At 46.5% G+C, this 18245-nt stretch carries 13 protein-coding genes; 12 read left to right on the forward strand and 1 reads right to left on the reverse strand.

What is annotated here, in order from left to right; translation table 11 throughout:
• Window positions 1–55 precede the first annotated feature (55 nt).
• Window positions 56–1318, reverse strand: coding sequence for a DEAD/DEAH box helicase (locus ACZ5R2_RS09625; RefSeq protein WP_464902043.1), 1263 nt, complete (start codon window positions 1316–1318; stop codon window positions 56–58).
• A 318-nt stretch (window positions 1319–1636) separates the two neighbouring features.
• Between ACZ5R2_RS09625 and ACZ5R2_RS09630 the strand changes: the two genes are divergently transcribed.
• From ACZ5R2_RS09630 to ACZ5R2_RS09685, 12 genes are all read left to right on the forward strand, one after another.
• On the forward strand, window positions 1637–2692 hold the full coding sequence (locus tag ACZ5R2_RS09630; protein WP_464902044.1) for a hypothetical protein: 1056 nt from the start codon (window positions 1637–1639) through the stop codon (window positions 2690–2692).
• Between the two features lie 812 nt (window positions 2693–3504).
• Window positions 3505–4821 (forward strand): MFS transporter, encoded by a 1317-nt coding sequence (locus ACZ5R2_RS09635; protein WP_464902045.1) that lies wholly within the window; start codon window positions 3505–3507, stop codon window positions 4819–4821.
• A 63-nt stretch (window positions 4822–4884) separates the two neighbouring features.
• Window positions 4885–5958 carry an ADP-ribosylglycohydrolase family protein gene (locus ACZ5R2_RS09640; RefSeq protein WP_464902046.1) on the forward strand — a complete coding sequence of 358 codons (1074 nt, stop codon included), beginning with the start codon at window positions 4885–4887 and terminating at the stop codon, window positions 5956–5958.
• A 24-nt stretch (window positions 5959–5982) separates the two neighbouring features.
• Entirely contained in the window at window positions 5983–6894 is a 912-nt protein-coding gene (locus ACZ5R2_RS09645; protein ID WP_464902047.1) for a carbohydrate kinase family protein, read from the forward strand.
• A 306-nt stretch (window positions 6895–7200) separates the two neighbouring features.
• Window positions 7201–7923: an oligogalacturonate-specific porin KdgM family protein gene (locus ACZ5R2_RS09650; RefSeq protein WP_464902048.1), complete on the forward strand. Its 723-nt coding sequence runs from the start codon at window positions 7201–7203 to the stop codon at window positions 7921–7923.
• 20 nt (window positions 7924–7943) lie between these two features.
• The gene (locus ACZ5R2_RS09655; protein ID WP_464902049.1) at window positions 7944–9041 is read left to right on the forward strand and encodes an esterase-like activity of phytase family protein; all 1098 of its coding nucleotides are present in this window, start codon (window positions 7944–7946) and stop codon (window positions 9039–9041) included.
• A complete protein-coding gene (gene ushA / locus ACZ5R2_RS09660; protein ID WP_464902050.1) occupies window positions 9038–10585 on the forward strand; it encodes a bifunctional UDP-sugar hydrolase/5'-nucleotidase UshA in 1548 nt (515 codons plus the stop codon). The genes ACZ5R2_RS09655 and ushA overlap by 4 nt, the downstream gene beginning before the upstream one ends.
• 94 nt (window positions 10586–10679) lie before the next feature.
• On the forward strand, window positions 10680–11420 hold the full coding sequence (locus ACZ5R2_RS09665) for a GntR family transcriptional regulator (RefSeq protein ID WP_464902051.1): 741 nt from the start codon (window positions 10680–10682) through the stop codon (window positions 11418–11420).
• A gap of 342 nt (window positions 11421–11762) precedes the next feature.
• On the forward strand, window positions 11763–13898 hold the full coding sequence (locus ACZ5R2_RS09670) for a chemotaxis protein CheW (protein WP_464902052.1): 2136 nt from the start codon (window positions 11763–11765) through the stop codon (window positions 13896–13898).
• Between the two features lie 136 nt (window positions 13899–14034).
• Window positions 14035–14589 carry a chemotaxis protein CheW gene (locus tag ACZ5R2_RS09675; RefSeq protein WP_464902053.1) on the forward strand — a complete coding sequence of 185 codons (555 nt, stop codon included), beginning with the start codon at window positions 14035–14037 and terminating at the stop codon, window positions 14587–14589.
• Entirely contained in the window at window positions 14582–17419 is a 2838-nt protein-coding gene (locus ACZ5R2_RS09680) for a methyl-accepting chemotaxis protein (protein ID WP_464902054.1), read from the forward strand. Before ACZ5R2_RS09675 ends, ACZ5R2_RS09680 begins: the two co-directional genes overlap by 8 nt.
• Window positions 17419–18243 carry a CheR family methyltransferase gene (locus ACZ5R2_RS09685; RefSeq protein WP_464902055.1) on the forward strand — a complete coding sequence of 275 codons (825 nt, stop codon included), beginning with the start codon at window positions 17419–17421 and terminating at the stop codon, window positions 18241–18243. Before ACZ5R2_RS09680 ends, ACZ5R2_RS09685 begins: the two co-directional genes overlap by 1 nt.
• The last annotated feature ends 2 nt before the right edge of the window (window positions 18244–18245 follow it).

Below are 18245 nucleotides of genomic sequence, written 5' to 3' on the forward strand. Positions count from 1 at the left end.
CAAGTTAGCTTAGGCCACGATTGGGGCTATTTAGGTTGGGATAATGGGCTGAGTATCAGCTATCTTGCTTTTTTCGTTTCTTTTTCCCTGTGCCCGCTGGCTTTGCACGCGGTTTCATTGGTGCAAAGTACGCCTCGCTTTGGTCGTCATCAACTTCAAAGCCAGCAACCTGCTCGCGTTCCAAGCGCAGCTTGTTTTTCTTCTCGATCACCTTAAAGTGGTGATAATCGTCGTAATCAATCAGTGATAAACCAAGACCCACCTCACCAGCACGGCCACTGCGACCAATTCGATGCATATAATCGGCTGGGCTGCGCGGCAGATCAAAGTTGATCACCACAGGCAGTTTTTCGATATCCAGACCACGCGCCGCAATATCGGTGGCAATCAATACCTGAATTTCACCCGATTTGAACCCATCAAGCACACGAGTACGTGCCCCTTGCCCTTTATCACCATGGAATACCTCAGCAGTGATACCACGCTTAGAGAGCTTTTGTGCTAGGTGGTTACAGGCATTTTTGGCATTAACGAAGATAAGTGCTTGGCGCCATTGGTGCTGCTTGATCAAATGGGCTAAAACGGCGGTTTTTTGACCTTTATTGACACTGAATACACGCTGTACCAATGTGCTAGCTTCGGCGCTCTGAAGCTGAACCTCTACTGGGTCACGTAGCAGTGACTGGGTCAATGTGGTGACTTTATCGGGGAAGGTGGCAGAAAACAGCAGGGTTTGCTTGTTGCCTGGCAGCATACCAAGAATCTGGTTGAGCTCCTCGGTAAAGCCCAGGCTTAACATGCGATCGGCTTCATCAAGTACCAAGGTCTTAACCTGGTCGAGTTTAACTGCATTGCTAGAGACAAGGTCCAGCAGTCGACCCGGCGTTGCGACCACGATGTCGCAGCCACCACGCAGTGCCAGCATCTGCGGGTTCACTGAGACGCCGCCAAATACAGCGACGGTTTTGATCTCATCTCGCAGATGGTACGAGTAGGATTTAATGTTGTACGCGACCTGAGAGGCCAGTTCGCGGGTGGGTACTAGGATAAGGTGTGAGACATAGTTGCCACGACGATTGTTGGATGCTTTATTCGCAGAAGCCTTGAGGATCTGTTGTAAAACAGGCAAAGCAAAAGCCGCAGTTTTACCCGAGCCGGTGTTTGCTCCCGCAATCAAGTCACGTCCCTCAAGAGTGTGTTCTATGGTTTGCGCTTGGATCGGGGTAGGTTGCTGGTATTCCAGTTCGCCAAGTCGTTCAACTAGGGTTGGCAGCAGGCCGAGGTCTGTAAAAGTGACGGGCTTTGTCATATCTGTCATTACTATTGGTGGCTCGAGGCTAGGTAAAGGGCGTGTATATTAGACTATTTGGGCCAAATGCGTTAGTGAAATTACATCATCGCATATGGTGAGCTGAACATAAGTGATAACTTGTGATCGATGTGGCTAACAATGCTTTAAGTAAATGTTAAAACATCACTATGCTTATTTTGGTGATCATCTAGTACTTTAGAGGTAGGCCTGCACGTGCGCGTGTTTAGGTCACTGCTTGTTGTTAATTAGTGGTTTGGTGTTGTGAAAGCAGAAAGCGATGATCGACTTAAAACAGATAACGACAGAAATAAAGGAAAGGCTAGAATGAAAAATAAAATACAATGGATTAAACCCTGGCAAGTATTGTTGCTTGTAGGCTCAATAATTATCTTCGGTTGTGATAGTGATTCCGACAGTGGTGGTAGCAATGGTAGTAATGGTAGTTCGCTCTCTAGAGTGAATTTTGATTCTCTTGTTGATGACGGGGTGATCTTACAGGATGATTTAGACAACCCCACAGAAGCGGTTTTCCGGGTTGTGGTTGAACATTTGGACGCAGAAACTGCAGATTTAAGTGGTACCTATGATCTGCCCTATGTCCGATACAACAAAGACGGTGTACCTAAGGCGTTTGTGTTCCATGAGGATGGTACATTCTCCTACTACAGTTCGGGCAGCATGCGCTACTCAGGGATCTATGAAACCTTTCAAGGTACGGTCGATATGGCGAATGTTGAGAATACTCTGAGGACTTGGCTTGCTCCAATCAAGTTTGATCAAGCCACACAGCTGCTATCCGCGGTCATCTATTACGAAGATGACGATGAGGACGAGCAGGAGTTGTACTCCACGATCTTTGCTGAGGATCGCCAATTGGCACTTTGTACTACGGGAGATGTGGAATGGGATGATGATCTAGATATACCCACGCCTGAAACGGCTGCTACGCTTGCCCAGTTTGACAATTTCGTGAATGGGTGTGTCAATCAGCTTGATGGTCGCACGGCTTCATTTAGAGAAAAAGACTTGTATGGTCAGACTGTTGAGTTCCTGTCAACTTATGACGATTCTAGCGAAGGGGATTACTTTAGAGTCGCGTTTACCGACATTGAGTCCGATCAAGAGGGGTGGTTGGAGGCGACAGCTTTTATCGGTGAATATGCTATCGGAGCGACATGGAACGTCGTTGAAGGTGCAATGAATATTATGGCAGAAGACAATGGCTATCCGGTCAGCATAGTAGTCAAAGCGGTGGATAGTAATGGACTAAAATACTCGACCAAAGTGTTTATGCTTAATGAGCGCTATCAAGAGCTTGGTATTGAGGATGGTAAGGGGGATGTGGCCGCTTATTATTTTGAGATCAATAACCCTTCTTGATTTGCGTTGACTGTTTTCTACTAGATTAAGCCTACGATTTACGTGGGCTTTTTTATTAAACGTAGTCAAATGGGGTTCATGGTTAGCTAAGTGAATTAGAGAGGGCTTTGCTTTAATATCCTTGAGCCTATCAGCAAGTCTACTTGATTAAAGGCAGCTGAGTCGCGGTGCGTTAATCATCCGCTGCTCAAAGTCACTAAATTCATTGCCCTCAAAACTGACGATATTCACCTCCATAAGTGACAGGGTAACTGAATGTCTATATCCACTTGCCCGCTCTGTTCGTTTTGAAATTCATTCGGATGAATACTAGCAAGGAAAAGTAACTCACACACAGGTGCTCATCGATACTAACAACACCAATAGTTTAGCAATCGGCCACGAAGAGCCTGTTATGACTCAAGAATTGAGTAACTTTGGCTTAAGCGAAGTGTCGCAAAACAGCTCTTCTGAATAGGTTGTTGAGGTTGACCAAGCTGATATTTCGAATCACTGGAATATATCAAGTCCTACTTTCACATCATTTAGTGAAGATTTGATCATGGAAACGCTGTTTGGTGAGGGCGATGAGTAAGTGTTGTCGTTTTACTCACTGGCCATACTGTGTGACAAGGAGGCCAATTAAAATCTATTAATCAGAGTACGTGTGATGTGTTTGGCTTAATAGCGATAGGTGTTGTTGCTGGGGTGGGGTACCGGTCACATCCAGGGTCTGTTTTTACCTGCTCAGAGAAAAAGTACTTGTAGAAAGTACTATTGGTACGTACCATTTACAAAAATTCGATAGCCCAAAGAGTGAAATAGGTACCCCCATGGCTCTAACAAAGACTGAAAAGATCGGCTTCGGTGCCGGTGACATGGCCATCGCGATAGTGATGATGTCTGTCCACCTGTTACTTGCTTACTTCTATACCGATGTCTACGGACTCAGTGCAGCCGATGTAGGCGTATTGATGCTGACAGTTAGGATCCTCGACGCTGTAATCGATCCTTTTGTCGGATTGCTGACCGACAAGCTCACCACTCGTTGGGGACGTTATCGACATTACCTGCTGTTTTTTTCTGTGCCATTTGGCTTCAGTATCTACCTTATGTTTGTCACACCAGATGTGGGCTATGCCGGCAAATTACTATGGGCGTATGCGACTTACGGCCTGATGACGGTGATGTATACCTTTATCTCAATTCCTTACATTTCTCTGATCGGGGTGATCTCTGATGACCCTCGTGAGCGACTCAATGCCAACGGTTATCGATTTGTTATGACTAAGATCGCGATGTTTTTAGTGAGTATCGTTGTTCCTTCTCTGGCGATTCAACTGGGTGGCGACAATCTGACGTATGGCTATGAGGTGTCGATGGCGCTGATGGGACTATTGGCCACAGTGTTGTGCTTATGGTGCTTTGTCGCTGTCCGCGAACGCGTGGAGAATGAAAAGACCAACCTGCCAATTGTTAGCCAGTTTAACTATCTATTTAAAAATGATCAGTGGAAGATTTTGGCAGCAGTGATTATGGTTTTGATGGTCGGTGTAGTGATTCGAAGCTCAGTCGCGGCCTACTATGCTAAGTACTTTCTTGGTGGCGGGGATGCGCTGATAGCCCCATTTTTAACCTGTGGTGTGATTGCTTCGGTGCTGTCTATGGTGTCTTCCACTTGGCTTACTCACTATATCGATAAGATAAAACTCTTTCGTCTGTCACAACTTGCTGCCGCAATCATCGGGGTGTTGATGTTCTACTGTGTTGGAGAGCACAGTGTGATATTGGCTTTTGGCTTCTACTTTCTCGTTGTTTTCATCACTGATCTTCAACTGCCAATTTATTGGTCTTCGATTGCTGAGGCGGTCGATTACGGTCAGGTAAAGACTGGCCAGCGGATCTCTGGACTGGCCTACGGCGGCATCTTGTTCGCACAAAAATTGGGCATGGGACTGGCGGGTGGCGCTGTGGGCTTCATGCTCAGTGCGTTCAATTATCAAGCGTCTGGTGAGCAGTCAGAGCAAGCGCTGATGGGCATTAATCTGATGATGACTGTGATCCCCTCAGTATTCAGCTTACTGGTTGGCATTGTGATGTATCGCTATGTGATCAATGACACTTACTATCAAAAGATCAAGTGCGCCTAACCCAACTAACGTCGGTATTTGGTCTGCATAAATTCAATTAAAATAGATAACTAAAGGTAAAATATGTCTATGTATGATAGAGAATATCTCAGCAAAAAGATTCGCGGTTCTCTGATCTCCGCAGGTGTGGGTGATGCGTTAGGAGCGCCGACAGAGCTCTATCAGATCGATGAAATTCTCAATAAGTACAATGGATTGCTAACAAGTTTCGTTACACCGCCAAACGACACGTTTGCCGGTGATCTGAACGGCGTCAAAGGTCTGATCACCGATGATGCTAGCCAGATGTATGTCTTGGCAGAAGGGCTAATTAGTGCTGGCTATGATCAGTTCACCAACCAAGATTGGGTTGAATGTCTATTGCGCTGGGCACAGATGCAGCCTTACGCGAACTATCAGGGGCCGACGACGGAACTTATCGTTAAGGCCCTCAAGGCGGGCACACCTACTAACGAGATTGGCCGCATCGGTCTATCTGAGCGACAGGCTCCCCAGGTTGGTGTGACCAACGGGGCAGGGATGCGTGTAGCGCCAGCTGGATTAGTTTATCCGGGGGATATCGATAAGTCTTGTGAGCTGGCCCTACTGACTTGTCTGCCTTCACACGACACCAATATTGCTATTGCATCGGCTTGTGCGATTGCCGCAGCGGTATCTCAAGCGATGGCTCACAATGCAACAGTTGATAGTGTTATTGAGGCTGCGCTGCTGGGCGCTGCCAAAGGAGAAAGTCTTGCCAGGCAGCATGCGCGCGTTGTTGCTGGGCCGAGTATTGAGATGAAGATCCGTCTCGCAGTATCAATCGCTAACGAGTGCGATGATCTGATCGAGTTCCTACGAAAAATGGAAGGGCATGTAGGCAACTCGGTGTTGGCGCATGAATCGATTCCGTGTGCACTAGGGATTATTGCATTTACTCAAGGTGATGTATTCCAAGGTATCGTCGCCGCGACAAACATTGGCAATGATACCGACAGTATCGCGACTATGGTCGGTTCGATTGCGGGTGCATTGAATGGCAGCGACGCGATTCCACAGGAAATGCTCGATGAATGGTTAGCAGTAAATAGTCGAGACTTTGATGTAACTGCGATTGCTGATGGACTCACTGAGCTGGCAATTAAGTCATTGTCATAGCCCAAGCGATAGGAGTTTAGCCTGATGAAACCATATGATGTGCTGTGTATTGGTAGCGCAACGATCGACCAAACTATCTCTGTGCAGCGTTTACCAACTCGAGATGACAAGGTGCTAGGAAAGCAGGTGTCTGAAGGGGTCGGCGGTACGGCGACCAATAGTGCTTGTGTATGCGCTTCACTGGGACTAAAAGTGGCGGCATTGGGCTCTATCGGAGACAGTGCGGCAAGTCAGCTAATCCGTGCGGAGTACCGCCATTATGGTATTGATCAGCGCTACCTGAACTATAGTGTTGAGTTTGAGCCGATGCGGGTACTGATTATGCTTGATGACAGTGGTGAGAAGTCTCTGATTATTATGCCTAATGAACCTGCAGATAACTTTGCTGAAGGTTTGAAGCAAGCGATTAGCGACAGCCATTATGTCTACACCATGCCGGGTGATCTCGAGTTGCTACAAAGGGCAGGAGAGCTTACCAAGGTGCATGGCTCTCGGCTTGCGGTCGATATCGAGCCGACGACATTTTCAGACAGTCATGAGCTGGGGGTGATCTTGACGAGCGCAGATGTGGCGTTTTTCAATCGTGATGGGTTTAGCAAGGCATTTGGCGTTACGCCGACGGCAGAGCAATTGGCGAAACTGGCTCAAGAGCATCAATTACTTGGGGTAGTGGTAACCTTGGGTGAGGGTGGAGCTATTGGTTATGTCAACGGTGAGTACCTATCCCATCCAGGGTTTAAAGTTCCGGTGGTCGATACGACGGGCGCAGGCGATACGTTCAATGCTGCTATGTTGTATGGTCTTCTTAGACTGCCATCGGCTCAGGCTGCTATGGACTTTGCCAGTGCATGTGCCGCATACAGTGTAGGTGGGGTTGGAGCGAAGGGCGCTGTTCCCACCCTCGATTCTGTCGAGCGCTTTCTCCGACTTGGTTAAACGTACAGAGTAGTCAGTTGTTAGTAAACGGGTAATCGCTTGATTATCCGTTTTTTTTGGTTCGTACCAAAATGGTATGATAATGACCTTTTATAGCACAAGTAGATCAATATCGACTAATACGCCTAACAATGCTCTTAAATATCTTAGGTGAAAAATATGTCATTCATATTGCTTAACGACGAAGTTTCCTGACTTTGTTGATAATTTGCCGATTTGATCAAAGAAAACTGTTTAAAGACTTTTAATTTAAATTGGTTCGTACCAATATGTGCGCTCGCAGACTTAAGCAGTAAGGAAATAGCAATGAACCTAAAAAAGACCACTTATCTCGCGGCGTGTGTAGCCACTCTTTTGGTTCCGATGACAGCATCTGCCAGCTGGCCCCATGGTTTTATCGACTATCGCCATGAATACCTGTCACAAGACCGTAAGCATTACGATCGTGTCATGTTTGGTAACTTCTTTGAGAACGGGATCGGTGTACTGGCAGAGCTTCGTTACAGCTCCAAAGAGGGACGCAAAGATACATGGGACCCTTCTTCACTCAATAACAACGGCATGGGCCTGTCGTTTGTCTACAAGTTCCGACCACTAGAAGATGAGAAGTTTTGGTTAGAGCCGATGTTCTGGCTTGATTCTAGTGCCTGGTGGACCACTTATGAGTACGGGCTGTCGGCAGGTTACGACTTTAGCCGCGAGTGGCAGGTGTCTGGGCGTTTTCGTTACGACATGGACAAAGCCGCCTATCAAAACACCAGTGAAGACCGAAACAACAAACGTTACGACCTGTGGCTTAACTACCGCCCGGCAGAGAGTCACTTTCGCTATCAGGTCAACTTTGTCTACTACGATAACGATTACTTGACCTGGAACAACGGCAACACTAACTACAACCTTGACTTTAAGGTCGGTTACAAAGTGGGTAGCTGGGAGCCATATTTACGTGTTGCAGATCGTCAGGGTGTCGATCGTACCTCGGACAATCGCCAGATTCGTTACCGTGCAGGCATTACTTACTCTTGGTAAACCGTGTTTTAGGAAAAGATATGAAGAATGTAATTATTGGTGGGCTGTTTGCTCTATCTCTTGCGCCACTGGCAATGGCGGAATCTTATCAACTACTCGGTAGCACCTCTTTCGCGACCGGGCATCAGTTTCAAAACGAGCAGTTTGGTGGTATCTCGGCGTTGACCAAAACCGATATAGATGGTCAGTATATCGGCCTTTCTGATGCCAAAGGCGATGAAAACGGTCAGCCACGTATCTACATGCTCGATGTTGACTTTGCCGACGAGTTATCCGTTCATCTGCGCAACATGACTGAGCTGAAAGACAAGGGTGAACGCGCTTATGATAACGGTGAGCGTGATGGAGAGGGTGTAGTTTATTGGGGCAGTGATTCAATTTTGTGGGTCTCTGAGCGCACCCATATGATGGAGCAACACGACGTTAATACTGGTTTGCTGCGCCGCGATTACACCGATGTGATCCCAGAATACTATCGTGGTGACAATGAAACCTTTGGTCTGCGCGCCAACCAGTCTTTTGAGGGCTTGTCAGTGACTCCCGATGGTAAAACTCTGTTTGTTGCGACAGAAGCGGCGCTGATCCAGGATGGTTCAGTGGCGACACCGGAAAAACCGACCGCAGCACGGATCCTCAAGTACGCAATCGGTGACGAGCAGCAGTTAACGCTCGAGGCTGAGTACCTTTATATTACTGAACGAATTCTTAACACCAGTGAGTATGGTATCCATGATAACGGCATATCGGACATCCTCGCATTGGATGATGAAACCCTGATCGTGATCGAGCGCAACGGTTACGCAGTGAAAGAGGGCTTCACGCACTTCGATTTTGATATTCGCTTGTACCAAGCCACATTGAGTGACGCGACCAATATTAAGGGCCATGCGTCCCTTAAGGCGCTTGATGTGCCTTTGCCGACACTACCCGTTGAGAAGGAGCTGATCCTCAAGCTTGCCGATCATGTCGCGGTGCAGGACAACGTCGAGAGTATTGAGTTTGGGCCACAGGTTGATGGTCAGCAAACGCTTTTGTTGGCAACCGACAACAACTATCAGCCCCATCAGGCCACCAAGTTTTACCTGTTTAGCTACCCTGATGGTCGAGAATCACAATGAAATTGAAACCACTTGCTTTTATGTCAATGCTGGGTGTGATTTTACCCAGTATCGCCAGCGCAGACCAAGCTCAGCGACTTACTATCTTGCACACCAACGACCATCATGGTCGTTTTTGGCAAGACTCGAAAGGTCAATTGGGCATGGCGGCGAGAAAAACGCTGATCGATGAAATACGTACGGAAGTTGCCGAGCAAGGGGGCGAACTACTGCTGCTCTCGGCAGGTGACGTGAATACTGGTGTACCTGAGTCAGACCTGCAGTTTGCAAAGCCGGATTTTCTTGGTATGGACCTGCTTGGCTATGATGCCATGGCCGTTGGCAACCATGAGTTTGATGTGCCTGCAGGGGTGCGCGAAATGCAACAGATTTGGTCACAGGTGCCCTTTCTGTCTGCCAACATTCGCTATAAGGACAGCCAGGAAACCCCTTATGCGCCGTATATGGTGTTTAATTTGTCTGGACTCTCCGTAGCGGTAGTGGGGCTAACCACCACAGATACTCCTAAAGTCGGCTCGAAATCGCTGGCAGAGGTGTATGACTTTGTCGACCCTATTCAGGTGAGTCGAGATGTCCTACCCGAACTGGCTGAGGCTGATGTACGCATTGCGTTATCACACATGGGTCATTACCCGAATGGCACCCATGGCACTAGCGCACCAGGGGATGTTACGTTGGCTCGCGAGCTTGCCTACAATAGCTATGACATCATCGTCGGTGGCCACTCGCAACGCGAAGTCTGTTATGACGCAGATGGCAATTACATTCAGCGCTATCAGCCGATGATGACTTGCTACCCAGACCGAGTGAACGGTACTTGGATTGTACAGGCGCAAGAGTGGGGAAGGTATGTAGGGCGAGTTGACCTGCTGGTGACAGAAGAGAGTGTAGAGTTGCTTGATTACCGCCTTATCCCAGTAAACCTCAAGTATCAAAAAGATGATGTTAGCGCATTTTATGATCGCAAATTGATGTGGAATGAGGACGTCTATCGAGAGCTGGAGCCGTATTTCGCACAAGGTAACCAACTGATTAATTTTAAAGTTGGTCAACTTGGTACAAAATTGATTGGCGATCGGGCGCAGATCCGCTCTCAGCAAACCAACCTTGGCTCTGCAATCACAGACTCGATGATGAACAAGCTTGAGGCGGATGTGGCGGTAATGAGCTCTGGTGGTATGCGCGACTCAATTGATCTTGGAGATGTGACTTACCGAGATGTCTTGCAGGTTTTGCCGTTTGGTAATAGCTTGGTTAGGGTAACCTTGACGGGTCGCGAACTCAATGAGTACCTTACTGCGGTAAAAAGCATGTCACCGGGAACCGGTGCCTTTGCTCAGTACAGCAGTAATATTTCTTGGCAAAATGAAACGCCACTTGTGAATGGGCAGCCAATAGATGCAACGCGCCATTACACGTTGGCACTAAATGGGTTTAATGCCCGTGGTGGCGACAATTACCCTGCTATGAATGACCACTCCTCGTTTGTTGATAGCGGATTCCTCGATGCTGATGCGCTTAAGGAATGGGTGGAAAACCAATAACTAATCAATAAAATAGCCCCTAGTGGGCTATTTTGACTTTACCAATCAGGTGCATAATAGTGCTTAGGCAGTGAAAACGAATTTAAGGAAAGTAGTGAAGAAGCCAGCCAAATATCAGATTCTCTATCAAGAGCTAAAACGTAAGATTGACCAGAAAGAGTGGGACGACAACAGCGCGATTCCCACAGAGCGAGAGATCAGTAGCCAATTCGCTGTTAGCCGCTCTACCGTCCGACAGGCGATACAAAAGCTGACTGACGATGGCTACCTATACAGTGCTCAAGGTAATGGCACCTTTGTTATGCCAACGATTTCAAGAAATTCTGGCTCTACTCTGCATAGTTTAAGTGATGATATTCGTGCCAAAGGTGAAACACCGGGCCAATCGATACTGGAGTTTGCGACGATAGTACCGAGCGATTTTATTCGCCAGAAATTGTCGCTGGCTGATGACTTGGCTAAGGTGTTGAAGGTCAAGCGATTGCGTTTTGCTGGCACCACACCAATTGGTATTCAAACCGCCTATATCCCAATCCCAACTGATGCTCCACAGCTCAATGAGTCAGATCTGCAACATGATACCAGCCTCTATAGTTTGCTTAAGTTAAAGTGGGACATGAGCCCGCTAGAGGCGATCGAAACGCTCAGCGCACGCCTACCATCGGTTAATGAGAGCAAGATGCTTGAGATAGAGCTTAATGAGGTGCTATTGACCTCAAAGCGCATCACCCTTTCTTCTAAGCTCAAGCCTATGGAGTATTGTGAGATGGTTTATCCTACCAGTCGCTATGACTACACGATTCGTATCGATCGAAAGTCATTTCATCGTTCATAGTTATCCAGGCGAGTTTCATCCCTAAAGCTAGCGGGCGGTTCTGTTTGTTATTGCTTCTCGAAACTATCTTTGGATTGGGTAAATAATTAGACCTAAGTAATAGGCTGGTGTTGTACGCTGGCTTTTTCTGTTCTTAACATTGCCGCAGTCAGGTGATGCCCCTTCGAATTGAGCACAGCAGTTAAAAAAAGCTGATAATTGAACATCTCCCTATAACCTCCCATACTGTTATGAGTCACAGCTCATAGTGACTATTGATGCACTGCCGCCTAATCATTGCCCGCTGCCAAACCTATGTTTGGTCAGAATGGAGTCTTTGTACTCGTTCAAAATGAGGACCTTATGTCTACCACTACCCAAGAGTTCGAGACGATTTTCTTTGAAGAGATGAGTGAGCATCTGGACGAGATGGAGTCTTTGCTGTTAGAAATGAGCGATAACGCGGATGAATCCTCGATGTTAGAAGCCCTTGAGGCCATCTTTAGAGTTGTCCACTCTATCAAAGGCGGGGCAAGCATTTTTGGTTTTGATAAGATCTCAACGCTCACCCATCGACTAGAGAACCTACTGGATAAACTTCGAGTCGGTCAAATCAAACTACAACAGGCAATGGTTGATACCTTTCTACAGTCTCGAGACATACTCGACGCATTGAAAGTCGCCTATCAATCTAACGATCATCAAGGTGTATCAGAAAAAATTTTACAAGAGCTGTGCACCACACTGGATGGTTATAGCTCTGATCCCGTCCCTTCTTTCAGTAAGTCTCCAACATCGGACTCGTCAGCAGATACCACTATCAAACCACTGACCGTTGGCCAAAAACTATCATTGAAAATTTTGTTAGTTGAGGATAGCAAAGTGGTGCAAAAGGTCGCTTGTCATACGCTCAACAAACTCGGCTACGGTTTGGTGGAGGTAGCGGAAAATGGTCAGCTTGCTTTGGATAAGCTTAATGCGTCACTTGATGACCCGTTTCAAATTGTGTTGCTTGACTGTCAGATGCCAATTCTGGATGGCTATCAAGCAACGGATAAAATCCGGGCTGGAAAGGCAGGGAAAGAGCATCAAGCCATCGCAATCATTGCCATGACAGCAATGGCAGGAGATGAAGAGCAGCAAAAGTGCTTGAATGCAGGTATGAATGACTACCTAGTAAAGCCGATTAAAGCGGAGCTGGTCGACAATAAAATCGCTTACTGGTACAGCAAACTAACTGAAGATCGCAATCAAGAAAGTAACGTGAAGCCGAAGGACCAAACCGGCGCGGTCCAACCAAGCCAGATGTCCAAAAGGAAAGCAATTGTTAAGTCCCATGAGGCCTCTTCGATCAGAGTTAGTACTGAGAAAGTCGATTTGCTGATCAACCAAGTCGGTGAGCTCATCATTACCCAATCGATGCTACAAAATTTGACCTGTGATCTTGGGCTAGATTCAAACACCTTATTGACGGCACGGCTTAATCAGTTGGAGGCGAACACTCGCGATCTGCAGGCAACGGTGATGTCAGTCAGAATGATGCCGATAGGCACTGTGTTTGGCCGCTTTCCTCGAATCGTCCGCGACCTGTCAAACTCATTGGATAAGAGCATCAAGTTGGTTATTGAGGGAGAGCAGACGCAACTAGATAAGGGGTTATTGGAACTGCTTGTTGATCCTTTGACGCACATTGTGCGCAACAGTATCGACCACGGCATTGAACTTCCGTCTCAGCGAAAAGAGCAAGGTAAGCCAGAGCAAGGGACGATAGTTCTGTCTGCTGTTTACCGAGGTGGAAATGTAATCGTTCATATCGAAGATGATGGCGCCGGGATTGACCCTATGGCCGTGCAAGCAAAAGCCAAGAAAAACGGCATGGTACTGCCCAAGCAAATGAGTAAGCAGGACATCTATCAATTGATTTTTTCTGCCGGGTTCTCTACCGCTGCGCAGGTGACTGAGGTCTCAGGTCGAGGTGTGGGAATGGATGTGGTCAAACGCAACATTGCCAAGATGGGCGGTACAGTCAGCATTGATTCAGCCCTTGGCGTGGGAACCCAAATCTCGATCCAGCTACCATTTACCCTCGCCATACTCGAAGGTATGACGATCAGTGTGGGTGAGCATGTTTACGTTATCCCGCTATCTAACATTGTTGAATCGTTGCAGCCGAAAGCGGCGAATCTGAAACTACTTAACGGTGGTGAGGTGATGATCAAGGTTCAGGAAGAGTATATCCCAATTGTTCGCCTGCATAAGCTCTTTGGTATCGATACCGACATTACTGATATCTGTGATGGTATCGTCGTTCTACTCGAGCATGGCAGTAAAGTGATCGCCTTGTTTGTTGATAGCCTAATTGGTCAGCAGCAGGTGGTGGTGAAAAGTTTGGAGCAAAACTTTAAGAAGGTGCCGTGTGTCTCTGGTGCCACGATTATGGGTGACGGTCGAGTGTCTTTGATCCTCGATGTGGCGGGTTTGGTCAATCTGAGGCAATAGAATGCTGCGCAAATGATTCTAGTTTAAATCCAAACTTATCCTAGAATGCTCTCAAGCAAAGTGATTTAGGCCAGTTGAAAAAGGTGTACTTCAAACCGGCTGCCATACTATTTAGTGACAGACATGGGAAATGACTGTGGACAGCAACTCTAAATCAAATAAAGGCACTGACTCTAAGCCAAATAACATAACCGAGTCGAGTGAGAAAGGGTATCTCACCTTCTGGCTTGGTAAGGAATATTATGGGGTTGATATTTTAACGGTACAAGAAATCATCACCTACAGCCAGGTTACATCAATCGCAAATATGCCGACTTATATTAAGGGTGTGATGAACCTTCGCGGGACAGTTATTCCAATTGTTGATATGCGTATCAAGTTTAATCTGACGGAAATTACCTATCACGAAATGACCGTAGTGATCATACTCAATATAGGTGAGCGGATTGTTGGCATAGTGGTTGATAGTGTTGCCGACGTTGTATCGTTAGATTCTATCGATGTACAACCATCACCAGACTTCGCTGCGGCACTCGATGCTAAGTTTATCCAAGGCCTTGCCTCACAAAATGAGCTAATGCTGATATTAATTAATATAGAAAAGTTAATGAATAGCCAGGATATGGCACTGTTTAGTCAAATAGAGACAGACTTAAACAGTGGAGAATTAGAAGGTCATCCCCATGAGTAACCACCAAGAGTACATTCTACAACAGAACGAAATTCTAATATCGACCACGGATATGTCGGGTAAAATTACTTTTGTCGATGATAACTTCGTTCGAATTAGTGGCTTTTCAAGAGAGGAGCTACTTGGCCGACCACATAATATTGTTCGTCACCCTGATATGCCCAAAGACGTGTTCGAAGATTTATGGAGAGAGATTAAGTTAGGCCACTGTTGGTCTGGAATTATCAAAAATAGACAAAAAGGAGGCGGCTTTTATTGGGTCAAGTCGGATGTTACACCCTTATATAAAGATGGGACTCAAGTTGGGTTTATGTCTGTCCGTTCAATGCCGAATAAAGCTGATTTAGAAAAGATAAAGTTACACTATGCAAAGTTTAAGCAAGGAGCTCAGGATAACCATATTATTAGGCGAGGTAAGGTGGTTAATAAGCAGAAGAAACGCCTTTTCAGAGCCCTCAGTATTAAACAGCGTTTGTTTTGCTTAGTGTCGATTGCAACCCTTGCTCTACTCACCGTGCTTGGTATCGGCGTTCATAGTTCATACACTGAGAAGCAAGCGGTTGAAAGCCTATACTACAACCATATCGAAGCCTATAGTCGCTTAAGAGTCATCGATAACTTATGGACGGAAAATCGGTTTATTTTACAGAGTCTGCTGCTGTCAGATGAATTTAGCCAAAATCTTGAGGCGGCACAAAAGCTCAAAGAGAACACCTTGGAGCTAGAGCAAACAACTCGAGTGTTAGTCGACAGTTTAGACTCTAACCAGAATGCCAATGCGCGTCAGTACCAGGTTATCGCTCAGCAGAGCAATCAGATAGCCACAACGACTCTGCCTAAAATATACTCAGATCTAATATCAAATGATATTACCAAGCTTGATAGAAATAACTACCATGCATTGATCCAAGTGGCTCAGTCGGAAATTGAAACCTACCAAATAAACCTCAACAATTTGGTCGATGAAAATCGTCAGCAATCACTGGCGATTTATCAACAGAGTAATGTTGTGTTTTGGTCAGAAGTCGCACTCTCGTCGGTGATGACACTGTTATTTATCGTCGCCTACCTCTGGTTTGCTTTTTCATTTAATCGTGATATTAGCTCAAGGCTTAAAGAGATCCGACACTACTTTACCCGGCTGGTGAAGCAAGACTATCTATTTGAAATAGATGTGAAAAAGAATGACGAGATTGGGCTAGTACTACAATCGCTCAAATCGATGAAAGTACAGCTGGCGTATAGTATGGAGAGTGTGCGACAAAAAGCCGTATCGGCGACACGAATCAAAATTGCGCTTGATAACGTCAGCACCAACATGATGATTGAAGATAGTGATAACAATATTATCTATGTCAACCCCGCAATCGTTGATATGTTCAAACAGGCTGAGAAAGATATCAAGGCGATTGTGCCGGACTTTGATGCGGATAAATTAGTCGGCCTGAATATCAAGGATCTGAACTTGAAACAGCTCAAATCCTCTTCGCTGATCGCTAGTGATAGCGCTTTATCCAAATCAGCGGCCCATTCAGATAGTGCCAAAAAGACCATCGAGATCGATATCAGTGGCAGAACATTTAGAATAGTCACTAACCCAGTGATTGATGCAAAGGGACAACAGATTGGTTATGTCACGGAGTGGGTTGACCGGACATCAGAAATTGCGGTGGAGAGAGAGGTTGAACTCGCTATCCAGTCAGCCGTTGAAGGCGATTTTTCCAAACGTATTGAGTTTAACGGAAATAACGCGTTTTTCTCCATGCTGTGCAGCAACATTAATCGACTGCTAGAAATCAACCAGGTGAGCTTGGCTGACATCGATTCAGTTTTATCAGCGCTGGCAAAAGGAGAGCTAACCTCGCAGATCACGGCCGATTATTCTGGTACGTTTGGGGAGCTTAAAAATAGCTCTAATCTCACCGTGAGCAAGCTCAAGGAGATGATCCAGCATATTAAGGTGTCCGCAGATACCATTAATACCGCGACCAAGGAGATTGCGATAGGTAACGTTGACTTAGCCCAGCGCACTGAAAAACAAGCGAGAAACCTAGAAGTCACTTCATCGAGTATGGAACAGCTCACCACAACAGTAAAACAGAACTCAGAGCATTCGAAAAAAGCCAATCAACTCGCCAAGCAGACATCGAGCAATGCGCTTGAGGGAGGTCAAGTCGTTGAGCAGGTTGTAGAGAACATGGCCGAAATACACTCGAGCTCGCGTGAGGTAATGAACATCATCTCTGTGATTGACAGCATCGCGTTCCAGACCAATATTCTTGCCCTTAACGCCGCCGTCGAAGCAGCACGTGCGGGCGAGCAGGGGCGGGGTTTTGCTGTGGTGGCAACAGAAGTGCGTAATCTCGCACAGCGCTCTGCCTCAGCGGCAAAAGAGGTCGAGAGCCTGATTAACTCATCGGTGACGAAGATAGAAGCCGGGAGCAAACTGGCGAGTCGAGCAGGTGAGTCAATATCAGGGGTTGTCAGCTCAGTTCAGCAAGTCGCTCAGCTCATGGAGGAGATCACTCAGGCCTCTGTCGAGCAGAGTGTTGGCATTGATCAAGTCACTCAAGCGATACTAGAAGTTGACGATGTTACCCAACAAAACTCAGCCTTGGTTGAACAGGGCTCAGCTGCCGCAAGTTCACTGGAAGAGCAAGTGGCCAACCTTGCACTCTATGTTTCGATGTTTGACACTGGTGAGTCAGTCATTGATGAGCCATATGTCGAAGATAAATACGATGATGAAAAACCACAATCTCGGGAGAAAACCAACCACGCGTCAACAGAGCCACTTGTCCACTGTGATGATGATTGGACCGAGTTTTGATGACATTATTGGCGCAGTTCGATTACACGGATGCAGACTTTAATATCCTAGCTTCATTGATCCATCAGAGAGTCGGGATCGCACTGCATCCGAATAAGAAAAAGCTGGTTTATAACCGGCTAGTAGGTCGGTTAAGACGCCACCACTTTGATAGCTTTGCGCAGTACGTCAGGTTGTTAGATGATCAGCATGATAGAGAGTGGGAGCACTTTGTTAATGCGCTGACTACCAACCTGACCTACTTTTTTCGCGAACACTACCATTTTGAACTGCTCAAGCAACACGTTAAGCAACACTTTGCTTCCCGCACGCGCTCACAGCCACTCACAATATGGTGTGCGGCATGTTCGACGGGGGAGGAGGCTTACAGTATTGCGATGACATTGGCGGAAGCATTTCAAACCAGTCAGCCACCCGTCAAAATACTGGCGACTGATCTCAACACATCGGTTCTTGCTCATGCAAAGCAGGGTCGCTATACCTTGGACCAACTTGGGCGAGTAACCCAAGAACAAGTTAAGCGCTTTTTTACCTATGAAAAGCACACGCAGGTGTATGAAATTAAGCCTGAGATCAAAGCATTGGTTCACTTTAAGCGCTTAAATTTAGTTGAAGACAGCTGGCCAATGAAAAAACACTTCCAGATAATATTTTGTCGCAATGTGATGATCTATTTTGATAAGGAGACACAGCAAAGGCTGCTGAAAAGGTTTGCGGATTACCTACCCAAAGGGGCACTGCTGTTTTTAGGACACTCAGAGAACTTGGCCTCGAATATGGAGTGTTTCAAATTGCTTAAACAAACTACCTACCGTCGAGTGTAAAT

It is taken from the genome of Vibrio sabulosilitoris (genome assembly GCF_055391395.1).

Excerpts from the sequence above, each read along its gene's own strand:
- ACZ5R2_RS09625 (WP_464902043.1), bottom strand. The coding sequence starts at position 1,318 with ATGACAGATATGACAAAGCCCGTCACTTTTACAGACCTCGGCCTGCTG.
- ACZ5R2_RS09630 (WP_464902044.1), top strand. The coding sequence starts at position 1,637 with ATGAAAAATAAAATACAATGGATTAAACCCTGGCAAGTATTGTTGCTT.
- ACZ5R2_RS09635 (WP_464902045.1), top strand. The coding sequence starts at position 3,505 with ATGGCTCTAACAAAGACTGAAAAGATCGGCTTCGGTGCCGGTGACATG.
- ACZ5R2_RS09640 (WP_464902046.1), top strand. The coding sequence starts at position 4,885 with ATGTCTATGTATGATAGAGAATATCTCAGCAAAAAGATTCGCGGTTCT.
- ACZ5R2_RS09645 (WP_464902047.1), top strand. The coding sequence starts at position 5,983 with ATGAAACCATATGATGTGCTGTGTATTGGTAGCGCAACGATCGACCAA.
- ACZ5R2_RS09650 (WP_464902048.1), top strand. The coding sequence starts at position 7,201 with ATGAACCTAAAAAAGACCACTTATCTCGCGGCGTGTGTAGCCACTCTT.
- ACZ5R2_RS09655 (WP_464902049.1), top strand. The coding sequence starts at position 7,944 with ATGAAGAATGTAATTATTGGTGGGCTGTTTGCTCTATCTCTTGCGCCA.
- ushA (WP_464902050.1), top strand. The coding sequence starts at position 9,038 with ATGAAATTGAAACCACTTGCTTTTATGTCAATGCTGGGTGTGATTTTA.
- ACZ5R2_RS09670 (WP_464902052.1), top strand. The coding sequence starts at position 11,763 with ATGTCTACCACTACCCAAGAGTTCGAGACGATTTTCTTTGAAGAGATG.
- ACZ5R2_RS09680 (WP_464902054.1), top strand. The coding sequence starts at position 14,582 with ATGAGTAACCACCAAGAGTACATTCTACAACAGAACGAAATTCTAATA.
- ACZ5R2_RS09685 (WP_464902055.1), top strand. The coding sequence starts at position 17,419 with ATGACATTATTGGCGCAGTTCGATTACACGGATGCAGACTTTAATATC.